Origin of the sequence: Variovorax boronicumulans, assembly GCF_009811375.1 — a bacterium.
Classification (GTDB): domain Bacteria; phylum Pseudomonadota; class Gammaproteobacteria; order Burkholderiales; family Burkholderiaceae_C; genus Variovorax; species Variovorax boronicumulans.
Genome location: NZ_BKDH01000001.1, coordinates 1,818,581 through 1,836,796, shown reverse-complemented (window position 1 = coordinate 1,836,796; position 18,216 = coordinate 1,818,581). Strand labels below are relative to the sequence as shown.

17 protein-coding genes and 2 tRNA genes are annotated in these 18,216 nt (G+C 66.8%); 12 read left to right on the top strand and 7 right to left on the bottom strand.

Going from position 1 to position 18,216, the window contains the following annotated elements; genetic code table 11:
- Positions 1 to 112 precede the first annotated feature (112 nt).
- A complete protein-coding gene (locus VHAB30_RS08295) occupies positions 113 to 1,633 on the top strand; it encodes a Ppx/GppA phosphatase family protein (protein ID WP_159276598.1) in 1,521 nt (506 codons plus the stop codon).
- A gap of 6 nt (positions 1,634 to 1,639) precedes the next feature.
- Here the strand turns inward: VHAB30_RS08295 and VHAB30_RS08290 are convergent, their stop codons facing one another.
- From VHAB30_RS08290 to VHAB30_RS08275, 4 genes are all read right to left on the bottom strand, one after another.
- Entirely contained in the window at positions 1,640 to 2,491 is an 852-nt protein-coding gene (locus VHAB30_RS08290; protein ID WP_159276596.1) for a hypothetical protein, read from the bottom strand.
- A 228-nt stretch (positions 2,492 to 2,719) separates the two neighbouring features.
- Positions 2,720 to 3,181 (bottom strand): SixA phosphatase family protein, encoded by a 462-nt coding sequence (locus VHAB30_RS08285; RefSeq protein WP_062473174.1) that lies wholly within the window; start codon positions 3,179 to 3,181, stop codon positions 2,720 to 2,722.
- Between the two features lie 31 nt (positions 3,182 to 3,212).
- Positions 3,213 to 5,540, bottom strand: coding sequence for a polyphosphate kinase 1 (gene ppk1, locus VHAB30_RS08280; RefSeq protein WP_159276594.1), 2,328 nt, complete (start codon positions 5,538 to 5,540; stop codon positions 3,213 to 3,215).
- Entirely contained in the window at positions 5,537 to 6,454 is a 918-nt protein-coding gene (locus tag VHAB30_RS08275) for a GNAT family N-acetyltransferase (RefSeq protein WP_159276592.1), read from the bottom strand. The genes ppk1 and VHAB30_RS08275 overlap by 4 nt, the downstream gene beginning before the upstream one ends.
- A gap of 158 nt (positions 6,455 to 6,612) precedes the next feature.
- Here VHAB30_RS08275 and VHAB30_RS08270 point away from each other — a divergent pair, with 158 nt between their 5' ends.
- From VHAB30_RS08270 to VHAB30_RS08240, 7 genes are all read left to right on the top strand, one after another.
- Positions 6,613 to 8,289, top strand: a complete 1,677-nt coding sequence (locus VHAB30_RS08270; RefSeq protein WP_174250213.1) for an FAD-dependent oxidoreductase — start codon at positions 6,613 to 6,615, stop codon at positions 8,287 to 8,289.
- A 23-nt stretch (positions 8,290 to 8,312) separates the two neighbouring features.
- Positions 8,313 to 8,576, top strand: coding sequence for a UBP-type zinc finger domain-containing protein (locus tag VHAB30_RS08265; protein ID WP_159276589.1), 264 nt, complete (start codon positions 8,313 to 8,315; stop codon positions 8,574 to 8,576).
- Positions 8,577 to 8,678: 102 nt separating this feature from the next.
- Positions 8,679 to 9,383 (top strand): glutathione binding-like protein, encoded by a 705-nt coding sequence (locus VHAB30_RS08260; protein ID WP_095745562.1) that lies wholly within the window; start codon positions 8,679 to 8,681, stop codon positions 9,381 to 9,383.
- Between the two features lie 35 nt (positions 9,384 to 9,418).
- Positions 9,419 to 9,495, top strand: a tRNA-Pro gene (locus tag VHAB30_RS08255).
- Between the two features lie 330 nt (positions 9,496 to 9,825).
- Positions 9,826 to 10,011 (top strand): hypothetical protein, encoded by a 186-nt coding sequence (locus VHAB30_RS08250; protein ID WP_139140528.1) that lies wholly within the window; start codon positions 9,826 to 9,828, stop codon positions 10,009 to 10,011.
- Between the two features lie 559 nt (positions 10,012 to 10,570).
- Positions 10,571 to 10,647 (top strand) — tRNA-Arg (locus tag VHAB30_RS08245).
- Positions 10,648 to 10,967: 320 nt separating this feature from the next.
- Positions 10,968 to 11,255, top strand: coding sequence for a hypothetical protein (locus VHAB30_RS08240; protein ID WP_159276587.1), 288 nt, complete (start codon positions 10,968 to 10,970; stop codon positions 11,253 to 11,255).
- A 23-nt stretch (positions 11,256 to 11,278) separates the two neighbouring features.
- Here the strand turns inward: VHAB30_RS08240 and VHAB30_RS08235 are convergent, their stop codons facing one another.
- Entirely contained in the window at positions 11,279 to 11,731 is a 453-nt protein-coding gene (locus VHAB30_RS08235; RefSeq protein ID WP_159276585.1) for a hypothetical protein, read from the bottom strand.
- A gap of 147 nt (positions 11,732 to 11,878) precedes the next feature.
- On the opposite strand from VHAB30_RS08235, the gene VHAB30_RS08230 reads away from it, so the two are divergent.
- Entirely contained in the window at positions 11,879 to 12,775 is an 897-nt protein-coding gene (locus VHAB30_RS08230; RefSeq protein ID WP_159276583.1) for a hypothetical protein, read from the top strand.
- A gap of 265 nt (positions 12,776 to 13,040) precedes the next feature.
- A complete protein-coding gene (locus VHAB30_RS08225) occupies positions 13,041 to 14,507 on the top strand; it encodes an MORN repeat-containing protein (RefSeq protein ID WP_159276581.1) in 1,467 nt (488 codons plus the stop codon).
- A gap of 106 nt (positions 14,508 to 14,613) precedes the next feature.
- On the opposite strand, the gene VHAB30_RS08220 is transcribed toward VHAB30_RS08225, so the two are convergent.
- Positions 14,614 to 14,892 carry a hypothetical protein gene (locus tag VHAB30_RS08220; RefSeq protein ID WP_159276579.1) on the bottom strand — a complete coding sequence of 93 codons (279 nt, stop codon included), beginning with the start codon at positions 14,890 to 14,892 and terminating at the stop codon, positions 14,614 to 14,616.
- Positions 14,893 to 14,900: 8 nt separating this feature from the next.
- Positions 14,901 to 15,377, bottom strand: coding sequence for a hypothetical protein (locus VHAB30_RS08215; RefSeq protein ID WP_159276577.1), 477 nt, complete (start codon positions 15,375 to 15,377; stop codon positions 14,901 to 14,903).
- 192 nt (positions 15,378 to 15,569) lie between these two features.
- Between VHAB30_RS08215 and VHAB30_RS08210 the strand changes: the two genes are divergently transcribed.
- Both VHAB30_RS08210 and VHAB30_RS08205 read left to right on the top strand, forming a co-directional pair.
- A complete protein-coding gene (locus tag VHAB30_RS08210; RefSeq protein ID WP_159276575.1) occupies positions 15,570 to 15,971 on the top strand; it encodes a hypothetical protein in 402 nt (133 codons plus the stop codon).
- Between the two features lie 104 nt (positions 15,972 to 16,075).
- Entirely contained in the window at positions 16,076 to 18,109 is a 2,034-nt protein-coding gene (locus tag VHAB30_RS08205) for a YadA family autotransporter adhesin (protein ID WP_159276573.1), read from the top strand.
- Positions 18,110 to 18,216 lie beyond the last annotated feature (107 nt).

Genomic DNA, 18,216 nt, shown 5'->3' with positions numbered 1-18,216 from the left:
CACAACCGTCATTCACCCCGCCTAACCTCCAGCCCTCGCCGTGACGCGATCCTGGGAGGCGGCGCCTGCTGTCACGGCGCTACGATCAGAGAACCGCCCTCTTCACTACAACATGCAAAACGGCACCCGCCTCGCAGCGGTCGATCTCGGCTCGAACAGCTTCAGGCTGGAAATCGGCCAGGTCGACCACGGACAGATCCACCGCACCGAGTACCTCAAGGAAACCGTGCGCCAGGGCAACGGCCTGGACAGCGCCCGCAACCTCACGACCGAAGCCATGCAGCGCGGTTGGGACGCCCTCGCCCGCTTCGGCGAACGGCTGGCCGGCTTCAAACGCTCGCAGGTGCGCGCCGTGGCCACCCAGACCCTGCGCGAAGCGCGCAACCGCGAAGAGTTCCTGTTGCGCGCGCGCACCATCCTGGGCTTCGGCATCGACGTGATCCCGGGCCGGGAAGAAGCCCGCCTGATCTACCAGGGCGTGGCACACCACCTGCCCCACACCGACGCCTCGGACCAGGAGCGCCGGCTGGTCATCGACATCGGCGGGCGCTCCACTGAAATGATCATCGGCCACGCCCTCGAGGCCGAGCGCATGGAGTCGTACCGCGTGGGCAGCGTCGCCTGGTCGATGAAGCATTTCGGCGAAGGCCAGTTCACCGCCCCCGCCTTCCGCGCCGCTGAAGTGGCGGCCAAGGCCGTGCTGGACGACGCGCTCTCCAGCTACACCCGCGACCAGTGGGACGTGGCCTATGGCGCCTCCGGCACCATCGGCGCGGTGGGCGACGTGCTCGCCGCGGCCGGCGGCGAGGCTGGCCTGGTCACCCGCGACGGCCTCGACTGGCTGCTCGACCGCCTACTCAAGGCCGGCAGCATCGACAAGCTGCGCATCGACGGCATGCGCGAAGACCGCAAGGCCGTGATCGGCGGCGGCCTGAGCGTGCTGCGCGCGGTGTTCGACCTGCTCGACATCCAGGAAATGAAGGTCGCCCAGGGCGCCCTGCGCCACGGCGTGCTCTACGAATTGCTCGAACGCGACGAGAGCGTGGCCGACATGCGCAGCGCCACCGTGGCGCGGCTCGCCACCCGCTTCGCGGTCGATCCGGCGCAGGCCAAGCGCGTGAGCGACACCGCCGCCGCGCTGTTCGTGCAGCTCGCCCCCGCCGCGCGCGGCGGCAGCACCTCGAGCCGCGCCGGGCGCGCACTGCGCAAGCTCGGCTGGGCCGCACAGTTGCACGAGATCGGCGCGCTGATCTCGCACAGCGACTATCACAAGCACGGCGCCTACATCCTCGACAACACCGACGCGCCGGGCTTCGCGGTGAACGAACTGCATGCCCTCGCCCAGCTGGTGCTGGGCCAGCGCGGCAAGCTGCGCAAGCTCGAAGCCTCGCTGGACGACGAGACCTTCGTGATGCAGCTGCTGGCGCTGCGCCTGGCGGTGATCCTGTGCCACGCGCGCCGCGACCCCGAGCCGCAGGCGCTGAACCTCGCGGCACTCGGTGCCAGGGCCTTCACGATCGCCTGCGCGCCCGACTGGGCCGAGATGTACCCGCAGTCGGCGCACCTCCTGCGCGAGGAAGTGCTGGCCTGGCAAAAGACCGGCAACTGGCGCGTGGAACTCAGCGGCGCCTGAGCCGCTTCACTTCGTGTCGATGCCGGCCGTCTGCGTGACTGCCGCAGCGCTGGCCTTGCGCGGCTCGTCTTCCCCGAACAGGCTGACATAGGCCGGCTGCACGATCTGATCAAGCCCGCGCTTCAACCCTTCGCGAGCGCCTGCGGTGTCCTTGAGCAGGCCGTCGTACAGGAGGTAGGTCGGCTCGCTCACGTCGGCGACCTGCAAGGTCTGGCCCACGACGGATTGCTTCTCGTCCCTCAGCAACTGCTCCACCCAGACGTACGGCTTGAAGCTCGATGTCGCATCGGCCGCGCCATAGGACGTCGTGATCCGCAAGATCAAGGTGCTGTAGCCGGGCGTCGGCTGGAGTTCCTGCACCTGCATCTGCGCGTGCTCCCCGGTCGCGCGGAAGAAAGGCGTCAGCTTCACCTCGCGGCCACTGTCCCGCAGGCGCGCCGCCAGTCGCTCGGCGAACTGCCTGTTCAGCCCCATGGTCACGCCGCTGTTCTTCACCGCGGCCGTGAACTCCTTGCTGCGCTGGTCGGTCCGGGCGGCCATCGTCAGTCGGCTGTTGGTATCGACGGAGATGGCCACCAGCGCAGCGACGGGTCCCAGAAACCCTGCGAAGCCCGTCAGCCCCGACCCGCCGCCATCCGTGACGATCAGTTGGTCTTCCTGGTTGTAGATGAGCTCGACCTTCTCGATCGACCGGGCGACGTCGTGACGGGTCGGCGGCGCAGGCGCGGCGGTGTTCGTCGCGCACCCCGACAGCAGGGCTGCAGCAACCAGCAGAAAAATCAGCGCCTTCAACCGCACGTCCGCGTCTGAACGCAGCATGTTCATGAAGCTTCCTGGCAGTGTGTTGAGCGGTTTCATGCGTCTTCCCCAGTGATGTGGTCGACCGGCACCGCTTCTTTCCCGCATCGGCGTCAAAAGCACGCTGCCGTGGAGTCACACTGTAGAAATTGCGCCGCGCGCGCGCATGAGTGCTTCGCCCCTTTTTCCGGGAGACAAGCGCCCTGCCAGCTCTGCCCGCAACCGTGACAAAGCGCCTGTCCGCGAGCGCCAGGCAGGGGTATTCGCAGCGGAGGACCGCTGTAGCAGCTAGAGAAGCTCGGGCGCCTGCACCGTCACCACGACGGTCTGCACGTCGCCGTCGCGCTCGCGGGTGCGGATCCACCACAGCGAGCCCTTGCGCACCGGGCAGCTGTCCTGCTTCAGGCCTAGCAGCATCGAGATGGCCTGGCCCAGCGAAGGCTGGTGGCCGATCACCAGCACCACCGACTTGCCGTTGGGCCAGCCCGTGGCGGCCAGCAGTGCGTCGGGGGTGGTGTCGGGCGACAGCTCGGAGCGCAGCTTGTACTTGCGGCCCAGTGCCAGCGCGGTCTGCTCGCAGCGGCGCGCCGGGCTGCACACGATGCGCGTGCCATCGGGCAGCTGCCGGTCGAGCCAGGTGGCCATGCGCTTGGCCTGCTTTTCGCCGCGCGGGGTGAGCGAGCGCTGCATGTCGTCACACCCTTCGGTCCAGTCCTCGGCTTCGGCGTGACGCCAGAAGATCAAGTCCATGCTCATCGTCTTTCGAACTTCTTCTTCAATTTCAATTGCCGGACGCATCACGGTGGTTTCCTCGTGATGCATAGCGGCCCATCAAGGCGGCCTGGGCGCCATGCGCTTCGATCGCGGGGGACGCACCCGCCTCGCCGGGGTGGGTGTCATGGTCGACACGCCGGTAGATGCCGTCGCCGCCCAGGTCCCAGGCGTCGCGCCCATCGTGCAGGTAAGCCACCAGGCACTCGTCGATGAGGCGCTGGCGCAGGTTGGGGTCGGTCACGGGCCAGGCCAGCTCGATGCGCCGCATCATGTTGCGGTTCATCCAGTCGGCGCTCGACAGGTAGAGCGACTCGTCCTCGCCATGGCGGAAATAGAACACCCGCGAATGCTCGAGGAAGCGACCGATCACCGAGCGCACGCGCACGTTGTCGGTGAGCCCCGGCACCTGCGCCGGCAGCGTGCAGGCACCGCGCACGATGAGGTCGATCTTCACGCCCTTCTGCCCCGCGCGGATGAGCGCGCCGATGATCTCTTCGTCGGTCAACGCGTTCATCTTGGCGACGATGCGCGTGGGCTCGCCGCTGGCGGCGGCCTGCCCCAGCGCATCGATGCGCGCGACCAGGTTCTTGTGCAGGTCGAAGGGCGCGAGCCACATGCGGTTGAGCTTGGGCAGGCGGCTCTGGCTGGCCAGGTGAACGAACACGGCCTCCATGTCGGCGGTGAGCGCCGGGTCGGCCGTGAGGTGGCTGATGTCGGTGTACAGCCGCGCCGTGCGCGGGTTGTAGTTGCCGGTGGACAGGTGGCCGTAGCGGCGCAGCTGCTTGCCCTCGCGGCGCGTGACCAGCAGCATCTTGGCGTGGGTCTTCAGGCCCACCACGCCGTACACCACCTGCGCGCCGATCGACTCGAGCATCTCGGCCCAGTTGATGTTGGCCTCTTCGTCGAAGCGCGCCTTCAGCTCGACCACCACCGTGACCTCTTTGCCGCGGCGCACGGCTTCACGCAGCAGGTCCATCAGCTCCGAGTCGGCGCCGGTGCGGTAGATGGTCTGCTTGATCGCCAGCACCTGCGGGTCGAGCACGGACTCGCGCAGGAACGCGAGCACGCCGTCGAAGCTTTCGAAGGGCTGGTGGATCAGCACGTCGCCGCGCTGCAGCCGCTCGAAGAACGACTGGGCGGGCGACAGCGTGACGGGGAACGACGGCGCGTACGGAGGAAAGCGCAACTGCGGCTCGCCGATCAGGTCGATGAGCTGCGTGAGCCGCGCCAGGTTCACCGGCCCGTGCACGCGGTACAGAGCCTGCGGCGGCAGGTTGAACTGCGCCAGCAGGAAGCTCGCGAGCGACTCGGCGCAGCTGGCCGACACCTCCAACCGCACGGCCTGGCCGTAGTGGCGGTGCTGCAGGCCCTGGCGCAGCGCGGTGCGGAGGTTCTTGACGTCTTCCTCGTCGACCGCGAGGTCGGAATGGCGCGTGACGCGGAACTGCGAGAAGTCGCCCACCTCGCGGCCCGGGAACATGCTGGCCAGGTGCGCGCGCACCACGCTCGACAGCGCCACGAACAGCGTCTTGCCGTCCGACACCTTGGCCGGCATCTTGATCAGGCGCGGCAGCACGCGCGGCAGCTTGACGATCTGGATCGGGTTCTCGCGGCCGAAGGCGTCCTTGCCGCCCAGGCGCACGATGAAGTTCAGCGACTTGTTGGCCACCTGCGGGAACGGGTGCGCCGGGTCGAGCCCCACGGGGATCAGCAGCGGGCGCACTTCGCGCTCGAAATACTCGCTGACCCACTTGCGCTGGGCCGGGTTGCGCTCGCCGTGCGACACGATGTGGATGCCGTGCGTGGCAAAGGTCGGCATCAGCTCGTCGTTGTACAGCGCGTACTGGCGCGCCACGAGCGTGTGGGCCGCTTCGGACAAGCGTTCGAAAGACTCGACCGTGTAGGTGCCCTTGCGATCACCGGCGCTGCCCGCGCTCAGGTGCGGTGCGGCGCGGACTTCGAAGAACTCGTCGAGGTTCGACGACACGATGCACAGGTAGCGCAGCCGTTCGATCAGCGGCACTTCGGGCCGGTGGGCCCAGTCGAGCACGCGCTCGTTGAACGAGAGGATGCTGTGGTCGCGGTCCAGCAACGCGAACGGAGGCGCTTCGCCGGCGCGCGACGGGTCAGCGGAGAGGGAGGGCATGGGCACTGATTCTGGAGCAAGCGGCACGGGAGAACACGACGGCTGAAATATGACAGTGTCAACTTCGTCCGTGACAGTTCCATGACATTCGCGTGACGCACCCTGCCCCACAGAGAGCGAACCTGACACATTCGGCGACAGCGAAGCAGCGTGCGGCCCGGCGTCGGGCCGGATGGCCGCCGGCTTCATGCGCCGAGGAAGTGCTTGCGGTAGCGCGCCGGCAGGTCGTCGATGCGCATCAGCATCGGCAGGTCGGCGGTGTTGAAGTCCGGGTCCCAGGCCGGCGCGCCGAGCACCTTGGCGCCCAGGCGCAGGTAGCCCTTGATGAGTGCGGGCGGTTCCACGTCGAGCGCGCTGTCGAGCCGCTCGACCGGCAGCGGCAGGCGCGGCTGCACCTGGTATTGAATGGGCGCGAGGTGGCTGGTCGAGAGCTGACGCCAGATGCTGGCGGCCGCGTCGCCGCTGGTCACGCCGTTGTGCGACATCGGGATGCTCGCGCAGCCGATCATGGTGTCGAGCTTGTTGCGGTGCATGAAGCCGGCCAGCGCGCCCCAGAGCGCGAGGATCACGCCGCCCTGGCGGTGCTCGGCGTGCACGCAGCTGCGGCCCAGCTCGACCATGCGCTCGCGCAGGTCGCGCAGGCGGGTCAGGTCGAACTCGGTGTCGCTGTAGGTGCTGCCGACGCGGCGCGCCTGCGCGGGGGTCAGCACGCGGTAGGTGCCGATGACCTGGCCGGTGAGCTCGTCGCGCACCAGCAGGTGTTCGCAGAAGTCGTCGAACAGGTCGATGTCGTGGCCGGCCAGCGGCGTGGTCAGGCGTGCGCCCATCTCGCCGACGAACACGTCGTGACGCAGGCGTTGCGCGGCGCGCACGTCATCCAGATGACGCGCCCAGCTCACCGTGATGCCCGGCTTGGCTTCGACCACCGGCGGCACGATGACGGCCAGCGGCGCCTCGGGCACCGCCGTGCGGGTGGCCAGTGCGGCAACGGTGGCGGCGGCGGCAACAGCAACGGCGGGGGTTCCGGCCGCGGGTGCGGGCCACAAGGCTGCGCGCAGTCCGAGCTGCGAGAGCGGAAACGTCGGGTTCGGCAGTTCTTTCATGGGAAATCCCTTTCTGCTGACCGAGTCTGGACACGCGCAATGAAACCGGCATGTCAGCGGCGTGGCAGACACATGACGTTGTTACAACGCGCGCCAGCGTCGCTTTGGCGCCGCTTCGGCGTCTAATGCGGGGCATTCGCGACACGGAGTTCGACCCCATGGCCACCGACGCACCAGGCGCCAACAGCCGCCTGCACCAGACTTTCCCCGTCCTCAGTGACGCCGAGATGGCACGCATCGCCAGCTTCGGCAGCGTGCAGCGCTTTGCGCGCGGCGAGCGCCTGTTCACCGCCGGCGAGACCGGCGCCGGCATGTTCGTGCTGCTCAAGGGCGTGGTCGCCGTCACGCAGCGCGACGGCCTGGGCCATGTGGTTCCGATCGCGCGCCAGGGGCCGGGCGAATTCCTCGCCGAGGTCGGCCAGCTGAGCGGGCGCCCTGCCCTGGTCGACGGCCATGCGGACGAAGAAGTCGAGGCGCTGGTCGTGCCGCCGGACCGCCTGCGCGCGCTGCTGGTGGCCGAGGCCGACCTGGGCGAACGCATCACCCGCGCGCTGATCCTGCGGCGCGTGGCGCTGATCGAATCGGGCGCGGCCGGGCCGGTGCTGATCGGGCGACCTGACTCTCCCGAGATGGCGCGGCTGGAAAACTTCCTGCGCCGCAACGGCCATCCTTATCACCTGGTCGATGCCGCCGCCGACCCCGATGCCGCCGCCCTGCTCGCCCAGTACGGCCCCGACCAGTTGCTCGCCGTGTGCCCCGACGGCTCGGTGCTGGTCAACCCGAGCGACGAGGGCCTGGCGCGCTGCCTCGGCATGGTCGACACCGCGGCGCGCGACGAGCTCTACGACGTGGCCGTGGTCGGTGCCGGTCCAGCCGGCCTCGCGACCGCCGTGTATGCCGCCTCCGAAGGGCTGCGCGTGATCGTGCTCGACTGCCGCGCCTTCGGCGGACAGGCCGGCGCCAGCGCGCGCATCGAGAACTACCTGGGGTTTCCGACCGGCATCTCGGGGCAGGCCCTGGCGGGCCGCGCGTTCGTGCAGGCGCAGAAGTTCGGCGTCGAGATGCTGATCCCCGCGCAGGTCGCGGCACTCGACTGCTCGCGCGAGAACGCGCGGGAGAGCCTGGCGCTGAAGCTCACCGACGGCCGCACGATCAGCGCACGCACCGTAGTCATTGCGAGCGGCGCGCGCTACCGCCGCCCCGGCGTGCCGCGCCTGGCCGAATTCGAAGGCCGCGGCATCTGGTACTGGGCCTCGGCGATCGAAGCCAAGATCTGCGCGCAGCAGGAAGTGGCGCTGGTGGGCGGCGGCAACTCGGCGGGCCAGGCGGCGGTGTTCCTGTCGCGCCATGCGGCCAAGGTCAACGTGCTGGTGCGCGGGCCGTCACTGGCGGCCAGCATGTCGCGCTACCTCATCGACCGCATCGAGGCCACACCCAACATCTCGCTGCAACCGCACACCGAACTCGTACGGCTGCACGGCGCGCCGGAAGAAGGCCTGACCGGCGCCACGTGGCGCTGCCACACCTCCGGCCAGGAGCACGACTGCCCCGCGCGCAACATCTTCCTGTTCGTCGGTGCGGAGCCCGAGACCTCATGGCTCGAAGGCTGCGGCGTGTCGGTCGACAAGCACGGCTTCGTGCTGACCGGCCCGGCCGCGAGCAGCGGCTTTCCGGCGCGCCCCGCCACGGCCCTCGAATCGAGCGTGTCGGGCGTATTCGCGGTGGGCGATGTGCGCTCGGGCTCGGTCAAGCGCGTGGGCGGCGCGATCGGCGAAGGCGCCGCGGTGGTGGCGCTCATTCACCAGCATTTGTCGTCGGCCTCGGCCGTGGCCTGAACCCTTCCTGTCCTGAAACACCCATGCCCATCCACGCCTGCGAACACGTTCCCGCCGACCTCGCCCAACCGCACGCGCCCCGCGGCTGCGAAGACTGCCTGAAGACCGGCGACACCTGGGTGCACCTGCGCCTGTGCGTGCACTGCGGCCATGTGGGCTGCTGCGACTCCTCGAAGAACCGCCACGCCACGAAACATGCGCGGGCCGAAGGGCATCCGGTGATCCAGTCGATCGAGCCCGGCGAACACTGGATGTGGTGCAACGCACACGAGCGGCAGGTGGGGTGACCGGACGGCCGAACGGCCAATGCCCGCACCCGCACGCGACCGCAGGGGCGTGTATATGCTGCCGTTCTCCCGTCACAACCCTCTCACTCCGGAGCCCGCGACATGCCCGCATCGCCCATCGAGGTCTATTCCTGGCCCACGCCGAACGGCCACAAGATTCACATCATGCTCGAGGAGTGCGGCCTGCCGTACCACGCGCACCCGGTGAACATCGGCACCGGCGACCAGTTCGCACCCGAGTTCCTGAAGATCAGCCCGAACAACAAGATCCCCGCCATCACCGATCCCGACGGACCGGACGGCCAGCCGATCTCGCTGTTCGAATCGGGCGCCATCCTCGTGTACCTCGCGGGCAAGACCGGCAAGTTCCTGCCCACGGGCGACCGCGAGCGCTACGACGTGCTGCAGTGGCTCATGTTCCAGATGGGCGGTGTCGGCCCGATGCTCGGCCAGGCGCATCACTTCCGCATCTACGCGCCCGAGAAGATCGCCTATGCCGTCGACCGCTACACCAACGAGGCCCGGCGCCTGTACGGCGTGATCGACCGGCAGCTGTCCAAGCACAAGTTCATCGCCGGCACGAGCTATTCGATTGCAGACATCGCCATCTTCCCGTGGCTGCGCAGCTGGGAGAACCAGGGCATCACCCTCACCGACTACCCGCACCTGAAGGCCTGGTTCGACGGCATCGCCGCGCGCCCCGCCGTGCAGCGCGGCGTGAAAGTGCTGGCCGACCTGCGCCGCCCCATCACCGATGACAAGGCGCGCGAGATCCTTTTTGGCAAGACGCAGTACGAGAAGCGCTGAGCAGCCCCTTATTCGGGCTAGAATGGAAGGCTTGGCGGGGTGTAGCGCAGCCTGGTAGCGCATCTGGTTTGGGACCAGAGGGTCGAAGGTTCGAATCCTTTCGCCCCGACCAAAAGAAAAGTGAAAGCCTGCAACGATGAAAGTCGTTGCAGGCTTTTTTCTTTTCCGGGCCGGTCGCGATCGCCGCGAATCTCACGCCCCTTTAGACGTTTCGTAGCACGACCCACGGTTTTCCGTACATCGGGCAACGCCGCTGCCTTGTTGTTACACCATCAAGACAACCTTTTTCTTAAGGAACTACCCGTGAGGCCCTCGGCGCTCACGCAGAATCAAGCCAATCGTGATCGTGTTTACAAAGTAAGCGGAATCGCGTTTACAAAGCCGAAGAGCTGAGTCAGGGATGGACGTCGCAACAGAACCCTCACCCCTGGACCCTTTTCCGATGCTGAATTACTTTTCCCGCTGTTCTTGCGGCCTCAGGCATCTCGCACGCATCGAGCGCCGGCCATGGATGCGACTCTTCTCGAGCCTGCGCTTCTACCAATGCAGCGCCTGCGGAAAGAAGCAACTGGCGTCCGAACGCGCGGTGAACGACGCGGTCTGGAAGTACCGCTCGGAAAACGTCTGACGCCCCCTCAGCCCAAGCGATCCAGAGCGGCATCGGACGGTCGAAACGCCGTCCTTAGCAATCTGTTGCGCGTGCAGCCCTTTCGCTGCATGCCCTGCGCCCCCACAGAATCGAACGCGGGTGCTTCACGGTTGCGCAAACCGCGAAGCAGCGTCGGGGAAAGAGTGTCGACACCTTCCCGGTTTGAACTCTTCTGTGATGCTGCTGAATCTGTTTCTCCGATGTTCCTGCGGCCTGGCCGGCCTTCGCCGCATCGAGCGGCGAACCTGGATGAGGATGCTGCCGGCCCTCAGGTTCTACCGGTGCAGCACCTGCGGCAAGAAGCAGCTCGTGTCGAAGCAGGCCGCCGAGACCGCCAGGGTGTCCTCCGGCGCCAGCCCCGCCCTTTCGCCCTCTCAACGACCGCCGCCGAAGGCGTCGTGCATGGAGGGATGTAGGTAGAATCCGCGCTTCCCCGGTCAGAGGCAGAAGCGTCCAGACCGTTGATTTTTCGGGTCTGTTGTCGCATCCCTTGCGGCCCGAGGACCGAAGGCTCCGGCCCTCGCTTCTCAACCGGAATCTGCCCGTAGCTCAGTTGGATAGAGCACCTGCCTTCTAAGCAGGTTGTCGGGGGTTCGATCCCCTCCGGGCAGGCCATTTGCGTCTCTAACCGCAACGGGTTTCTCCAATTTTTGCGCCGTTGCTCCGCCGGAAGGACGACGCACAGAGCACGCATGCGCGAGCTACCGTCAAGTCGACGCGCTTGCTGCCCACGGATGCGGCAGTAGGTTTAGCCCGCCCGTCGCCTGCTCACTCCCTCGCGGTATACCCCCTCCGATCTCTCCCAAGACTGCTCAGCCATCCTCTGAAAGGTGATCGCTGCCGTGCTACCGGTATCCGTTGACTCCCACAAATGCGGTATTTGGTTTGCAAAATGGCATGGATAGATTCGGGTCTTCCACCACGAGGAGACGTCGATGAATTACAAGAGCCCGCTATTGGCATTCGGCCTTTTTCTTTACGCCGCCCTTGCGGGCGCCAATGAAGCGCAGCGCGCATGCGGGGACTTCGACAGCGCTGTCATGACAACACGCGCGCAATGCCAGCGCGAGCGAACACAGGACGACAGAGAGTACTGCGCAGCCACCAGGCTCAAGCGCGCCCAAGACGCACACGCCTCGTGCATTGTTCGATTCAACACCCGGGGAGCGGGATCCGTTCAAGAAGCCAGGGAGCGCTCAAATCGTATACGGCGGGAACCCTGAGGCGAAATAACGCTTGCAATTCATCATTGACCAAACAGGGCTTTATAGGAGTTCACATGATTCGATTTTCTCTCGCTATCTTGCTGGCATTCGTCTCCTCTCATGCACTCGCCAGCAATTGGACGACATCCATGGACAACAAAAGAAAATGTGAAACTGCCGCTCATGAGGCTGAAAAAAATCGCCGACCGATGGCGGCCAACCATTACAAGCAATGCGCCAAGGATTTTCAGACTGCTGCCCAATATTTTCGGGAGAATGATCAGGCGTACAACGGGAAAACGGCTTTTCAGCGTGGGCTTGACCAATACAACAGGGGGAACATGCAATAGCCAATATGCCTCGGTACGCTGATCGAGAAGATCGGCCACCAGGATGAGCTTGGTGGTCCATTTTTCCTCCCCTCTTCCCTCCTCCTGGCCGTCCTTGCCCGCCTTCGTGCGGGCTTTTTCTTGCCCAAGACAATCCTCGCCCACTGGTTTCCGCAGACTCCCACAAATGCGGTATTTGGTTTACGAAACTGCCAGCTAAATTCCGGCGACCGCATCGGATGAGGAGGGATAGCTATGTGGATCACTCGTGCCTTGGCCCTTGGCAGTCTTCTGCTAGGAATTGTCCTGCCCATGCCAGCCCAAGCGTCGGAAAACGACAGCGCATGCGTTGGCCAGCGCAATAACACGCTCTACAACAAGTGCAATTTCAGCGTTGACGTTTGGTTCTGCGTTGTCAATCCCAGACAGACCAAGCACTTCTTCGACGGCTCTTCCCACTTCGAATGCCCCAACGGAGGCCTTAGCGCGCTGGGCCCGGGCCAAGAAGAAGGCAACATCCTTCATGGCACCGTGCATTGGGCAGCCTGCTCGACAGAGCACAGGGCCACGAACAGGTGGCGGTATGTGGAAGGGGCCGGCTACAAGGGGTTTTGCATTCCCGAGAAGGAAAAAAGCACGCAGAGGCAGGCATCCCCCTCAAGTGACGCTTCTCTTGCGTCGCCTCACGGCTGTGAAGTCATGGCGAAAGATTTGGAAGGGATGAACAGTCTTCCGAATACCCCGGAGGTAAAAATTGAGCGTGCCGCGAAGTTATATACATACGCCAACCGAGGCTGCGGAAAAGCCACCAACGCCCACAAACAAGAATTTTTAGACGCATATCGCCAACTTTCAGCAGAGTGCAAGCGGGCCCGGGGCAGAAACTGCGACCCCTTGAATGCTCATGCCATCTCGACGGCTCAACGTCCTGTGCCACAACCTTCCGCCAGCCCCGCACCCGATCAAAAGCAGCCTTCAATGGGTTCGGGCGGATTTCGTCAAGCAACGCTGGCTGACTGCAAGTCGGAGCAACAGCAATTTATCAAGAGCTTTGGCGACGACGGGCAGACCCGGGGGAACATCAATCGACATCTGTACGACGCAAATGAACCTCCGGACCGGGAAACGGTCGTGAGGGATGTGAACAGGTTCCAAAACTCAGAGCGCCTTCGAGCCTGCTTCCTCAGGGCACGACTGGGAGTGCAATAGTCTCGTACAGCAGTCCCCAAACGACACGACCCACCGGTTCCCGTGGCCTCCCACAAAAGCGGTATTTGGTTTGCAGATCGCTCCGCTAGATTCGGCCGATCACAAGACCGAGGAGAACGTCATGACGATGGCGACCACCGCACGAGAACCAGCGCCCGTTTCCAATTCCATGCACAGAGGGCACCAGCGCCCCAGGCAGGCGATCCGGCTTCCGCACCCTTTCCTGTCGGCACTCATCCTCAGCGCCTGTGTGCTCGCCGCCCCGATGGCAGCGCGGGCCCAGGTCAATCCCGAGATCGCGAATTGCCTCGAGCTCAAGGACGAAGCCACGGTCACCCAGGCCGACCTTTGCTCGGCCCACATCGGTTGCCGTTTCGTGCTGAGCGCACAGAAGACCTGCGCGCGCGCCAAGGGCTACCTCGAGCGGCTGCAGACGGCCATCGGCGAAGGCACGCGCAACTTCTTCGGCTTCTACCGCAAGGAGGTCACGCCCGATGCGATGTTCACTGCGGTGCTCGGCGGCGATGACCGCGAGAACGAGCGCAAGCTCGGCGGCCTGGCGCAGCCACAGCGCCTGTCGCAGGAGATCGGGGCGCGCGTGCGCGAGGTGGGCACTGGCGACATGCTGTCGGGCAAGAGCAACGGTGACACGACCTGGGTCTACTACGGGCAAGTCAAGGACGGCAAGGCAGACGGCACCGGCACACGCATCTTTTCCGATGGCGAGATCCAGCGCGGACAGTTCAACGCCAATCGCGTGCATGGCTCCGCCGACATGCTGTACGCCCCCAATGGCAATCGCTACGTGGGAGAGGTGGCCAGCGACAACCGCGAAGGACAAGGCGTGCAGGCGCTCAGGGACGGATCGACGCGGTCAGGCACCTGGAGCAAGAACGCGTCCTTCCAGGGTACTTTCTCGCGCGCCGACGGCACACGTTTCGAAGGAAGCATGAGCACCAACTGGCGCACACAAGGGCGTGAGTACCGCGCCGATGGCACGCTGGCCGAAGAAGGCCGCTACGAGAACGGCAAGCTGTCGGTGGGCACGCAGTACGACGTGGCCGGTGTCCGCACCGAGGTCAATCTGCCGGCCGCGCGCGAGGCCGCCACCCGCGAGGCCACCGAGAAGACCAGGCTCGCAGCAGAGGCCGAGAAGCAACGCAAGCGCGAAGAGGCCGCACGCGCCGAGCAGCAGTTCCAGGCCAGCCTGCAGACCATGAACCCCGGCCAGCTGTTCGCTCGCGCCGACGAACTGAACGCCCAGGGCGACCGCGCCCGCGCACGCGAAGTGCAGCGCACGTTGATGAGCCGCTTCCCCGACCATCCGCTGGCAGCCACGACGGCGCGGCAGATGACGGGTGAGTCGGGTGGCAGCACGACCGCGGGTGGAGGTTCGTCGTCAGGGGGCACGGCCAACGCGGCCAGCCGCCCAGCCGGAACGCGCCTTTCCAGCCAGACCTGCGAAGCCATGAAGCAATCGGTCATCGCAACCAAGGTCGCACCCAATGCCTCGATCACCGCCAGCCAGGAAACGGTGATGTTCATGACGAAGACGGTGCTGGACATGATCGCCGCCAACTGCCCCACCGAACCCGGCGTGACACCCGCCCAGATCGCCGCGGAACGCCAGACGCGCCAGCAGCAATACGCTGCCGCCGAGAACGCCTGCAATGCCGTGCAATCCGGCGGGCGTCGGTGCGTTGCGCAGAATCATTTCGGACCCGGCCGTTGAGGCCCTTGGCCCCTGGCCGTCAAAACAAGGGAAGGACCACCTGGCAATGAGTCGTCGCTGAAAGAATGGCACGGGCAGCGGACGCCGCCCCTGGCCGCTTGCGCCTTCAGCGTGTCTTGCCACGCAGCCTGGCGGTCAAGGTGTACCAGCCGTGCTTCATGATGAGCAGCGACAGCACCCCCAGCACCACCGGGACGATGATGTACTCGGCCATCGAAGGCAGGTCCGTCATGGCGGTTCGCGACTTCTTGATCGTGTCCCAGACGGCGAAGGCGCCCATGGCGAAGCCCCCCAGGAGACTGAAGACCGCATCCGTGAGGAAGCCGAACCAGGCCACGAGCCCGTAGACAAGCAAGGGCACCATCGAGAAAAAGGCTGCGGACATGGCGGCCATCAGCGTCCGTCGGCGACAGCGGCCTGTGCACGCGCGGACAACGGCACGCCCGACGGCAGCAGCGCCAGCGCCTGTGCCCCGCGCGCCGCAGTGCCCACATTGGCCACGAAAGTCCGGCGCGCGTCGTGGAACTCGAAGATCAGGTTGAAGGTGGCATAGGCCTCGCGCACGTCGACCTGGCGGATGTCCGCAAAGGGCCGCTCACGCTGGCGCAGCACGCGGTACACGAGTTGCTCGCTTTCGATGCGCAAGACAGGGTTCAGGCTGTTGGTCGCCAGCGCCACCCACGGCAGTCCGCGCAGGCCGGTGAAGGTGGCCACGACGGGCACTACCCCGCCCTTGATCGCAAGGGGCGCAGCCCCCGCCCGGGGCGCCTTGGGCGTACGGAGCTTCTTCCAGAGCCAGTAGAGGAACCAGAACGACAGCCCTTGAAGGACGATCACTCCGACGGTCCCCAGGACGGTCATCCAATCCATCTGCACGTCGCCTTCCTCTGTGACACAAGCCTGGGCCCTCCCCGGCAAGGCGCCATTAAAGCAGAGGGCTCCACGCGCCAGATGCGCGCCATCTGTCATTTGAATTCTGGATTCAATACTGTACATTTAAACAGTATTCTCAAGGAATCCACATGCCGAAGAACGCATCCCAGTCCAACGCGTGGGTGAACCATGACCCAAGCTGAACTCTTCTTCCCCCGGCCGGCAACGCCGCCCTCGCCCCTCTTCAACTTCCACGAGCCCGCCGCCGCTGCGGCCGCGTTCGAAGACACCGAGGACGAACCGCGTGACGCCTTTTCCGCCAAGCTGATCGACTACCCCCACTCGTCGGCCGACGCGGTCAGGGTCGCCGAGCAACGCTTCCGGCGCGAACTCGAAAAGCAGCTGGGCGCCGACGTGCTGCCCGCGATGCGCGCCTTCCAGAACGCCAGCGAGTCGAGCGACACCGACCTCACCAAGCGCGAGATCGCGCTGGCCGCGCGCTGGGTCAAGGCCTACGACGCCGCGCGCACGGCGGGCTTTCGCGACCTGGGCGACACCGACGAAGCCTACTTCGAGGTCAAGGCGATCTAGCCCCCCGGCCAGGGCTCGTACCAGTTTTCGGTGATGGCTCCCTCGAGGGCAAAAAGACACACTCCGTCGCGTTTGTCTTGTTTGCTTTCACGGGGGAAGAGTCCATGCCGATCCACGTCCACATCCATGGTGGCCATGGACAACCGCCGCGCGTCCGCGCCCTTCGGCACTTGGCCGCCGTGGCCTTGCTAGCCGCAGGCAGCGTCCATGCGGCCGGCTTGACGCACGGCGATGCGGGCAGCGCAGGCACGAGCAGTTCGGCAGGAACAGGCGGCCTCGGCGGCGGCGCAGCCTCGGCCGCCTTCGACGGCGCGACAGCACTGGGTGCGGGCGGCAATGGCGGGTCCGCGACCTCTGGCGGAACCGGTGGCTCGGGTGGCACCGGTGCCAGCGCCACCGCCGGCGGCGCAACGGCCGTCGGCGGCGGAGGGACCGGCGGATCGAGCGAAGCAGGCGGCATAGGCGGCGCTGGAGGACGTGGTGCCGTGGCATCGGCGGGCGGGGCCATCGCACTCGGCGCGGGAGCCGCAGGCGGCGACGCTTGTTGCAGCGGCACCGGCCCGTCGGGCGGCAGCGGCGCACAGGCATCGGGCAACGCCGCGGTCGCCATCGGCAGCGCCTCGGGCGCCAGCCAGGGCGCCGTGGCATCCGGCAACGGCAGCACCGCCATCGGCGGCGCGAACGGCGGGGCCTCGGGCGCGGCCGCACTGGCCACGGGCAGCGTGGCGATCGGCTCGGGCAGCAAGGTCGAGAGCGGCGCGAACGGCGGCGTGGCCATCGGCGCGAACTCGGTCGCCACATCGGCCAACACCGTGTCTTTCGGCAGCACGGGACAGACGCGTGCCTTGGTCAACGTCAGCGCCGGCGCGGTGAACGCCACCAGCACCGATGCCGTCAACGGCGGCCAGCTGTACACCGTGCGGCAGGCCGCGGACACCGCACAGGCCGCGGCCTCCGCGGCCAATGGCACGGCCGTCCTCGCGAGGGACGCCGCGAGCGCGGCGCAAGGTACCGCCAACACCGCTCTGGGCGCCGCGCAAACCGCGCAGGCCGCGGCGGTGGCCGCCCAGGGCACGGCCAACACCGCGACCACAGCCGCAGCCACGGCCCAGGGCACCGCCAACACGGCCCTCGGCGCGGCGCAAGGTGCGCAAGCCAGCGCCACGGATGCCAAGGCCACCGCCGTCGCCGCGCAAGGCACGGCCAACACCGCACTGGGCGTGGCGAACAACTCCGTGCAGTACGGCGCGGGTGGTGCCCAGGTCGCGCTGAACGCCAACGGCGGCGCCGGCACCACGCTGAGCAACGTGCGCGCGGGCGTCGCCGCCACCGACGCCGCCAACGTCGGCCAGCTGCAGCAGGTGCAGCAAGGCGCGCTGACCACCGCCAACACCTTCACGATGCAGCAGATCGCCGCCTTGCAGGGCGTCATGAACCAGGCGCTGTCCAACGGTCTGTGCAGCTTCAGCGGCGGCAACGTGACCTGCGGCACCGGCACGCAGGCCACGGGCACGGGGGCCACGGCGCTGGGCACCAACGCCACGGCCCATGGCGACAACACCACGGCGATGGGCAACGGGGCGCAGGCGCGCTACGCAGGCTCGGTGGCGATCGGTGCGGGCGCGAAGGCGCTGGCCGATCCGACGACCGCCGTCGGCAACGACGCCGTCGCGACGGGCAACAACGCGGTGGCACTGGGCGCCAACACGCTGGCCGCGGGATCGAACTCGGTCGCCCTCGGCCAGGGCTCCGTGGCCACGCGCGACAACTCGGTGTCGGTGGGCAACGCCGCCACCGGCCAGACACGCAGCATCGCCAACGTGGCGCCGGGCGTGCTGCCCACCGACGCGGTCAACCTGCAGCAGGCGCAGCAGCTGACGGCGGCTGCGGTGTCGGGGGCGCGCAGCTTCGCGGCCAAGGGCGTGGCCGCGGCGATGGCGATGGGCGATGCGCCGATGCCGTCCGCACCGGGCAAGACCAGCTGGGCCGCGCAGCTGGCGAACTACAAGGGCCACTCCGCGATGGGTGCCAGCGTCGTGCACCGCCTCGCGACGGACATGCCGCTGGCGCTCTCCGCCGGGGTCAGCGGCTCGAGCGGATCGGTGGGCGTGCGCGTGGGGCTCAAGGGCGAGTTCTGAGGCGACGGCGCAGCCCGCCCGCCGCGCATAAGAAAACACGAAAAGCGTATTTCCCAGCGACGGCCTGGCGCGGGCACAGTCCCACGCCTGTATCGCTCTTTTTCCGG

Coding starts and splice junctions, on each gene's coding strand:
- VHAB30_RS08205 (WP_159276573.1), top strand. CDS start 16,076: ATGCCGATCCACGTCCACATCCATGGTGGCCATGGACAACCGCCGCGC.
- VHAB30_RS08290 (WP_159276596.1), bottom strand. CDS start 2,491: ATGAAACCGCTCAACACACTGCCAGGAAGCTTCATGAACATGCTGCGT.
- VHAB30_RS08285 (WP_062473174.1), bottom strand. CDS start 3,181: ATGGACTTGATCTTCTGGCGTCACGCCGAAGCCGAGGACTGGACCGAA.
- VHAB30_RS08225 (WP_159276581.1), top strand. CDS start 13,041: ATGGCAGCGCGGGCCCAGGTCAATCCCGAGATCGCGAATTGCCTCGAG.
- VHAB30_RS08240 (WP_159276587.1), top strand. CDS start 10,968: ATGAATTACAAGAGCCCGCTATTGGCATTCGGCCTTTTTCTTTACGCC.
- VHAB30_RS08265 (WP_159276589.1), top strand. CDS start 8,313: ATGCCCATCCACGCCTGCGAACACGTTCCCGCCGACCTCGCCCAACCG.
- VHAB30_RS08250 (WP_139140528.1), top strand. CDS start 9,826: ATGCTGAATTACTTTTCCCGCTGTTCTTGCGGCCTCAGGCATCTCGCA.
- VHAB30_RS08275 (WP_159276592.1), bottom strand. CDS start 6,454: ATGAAAGAACTGCCGAACCCGACGTTTCCGCTCTCGCAGCTCGGACTG.
- VHAB30_RS08230 (WP_159276583.1), top strand. CDS start 11,879: ATGCCAGCCCAAGCGTCGGAAAACGACAGCGCATGCGTTGGCCAGCGC.
- VHAB30_RS08260 (WP_095745562.1), top strand. CDS start 8,679: ATGCCCGCATCGCCCATCGAGGTCTATTCCTGGCCCACGCCGAACGGC.
- VHAB30_RS08210 (WP_159276575.1), top strand. CDS start 15,570: ATGACCCAAGCTGAACTCTTCTTCCCCCGGCCGGCAACGCCGCCCTCG.
- VHAB30_RS08215 (WP_159276577.1), bottom strand. CDS start 15,377: ATGGATTGGATGACCGTCCTGGGGACCGTCGGAGTGATCGTCCTTCAA.
- ppk1 (WP_159276594.1), bottom strand. CDS start 5,540: ATGAAGCCGGCGGCCATCCGGCCCGACGCCGGGCCGCACGCTGCTTCG.
- VHAB30_RS08220 (WP_159276579.1), bottom strand. CDS start 14,892: ATGTCCGCAGCCTTTTTCTCGATGGTGCCCTTGCTTGTCTACGGGCTC.
- VHAB30_RS08295 (WP_159276598.1), top strand. CDS start 113: ATGCAAAACGGCACCCGCCTCGCAGCGGTCGATCTCGGCTCGAACAGC.
- VHAB30_RS08270 (WP_174250213.1), top strand. CDS start 6,613: ATGGCCACCGACGCACCAGGCGCCAACAGCCGCCTGCACCAGACTTTC.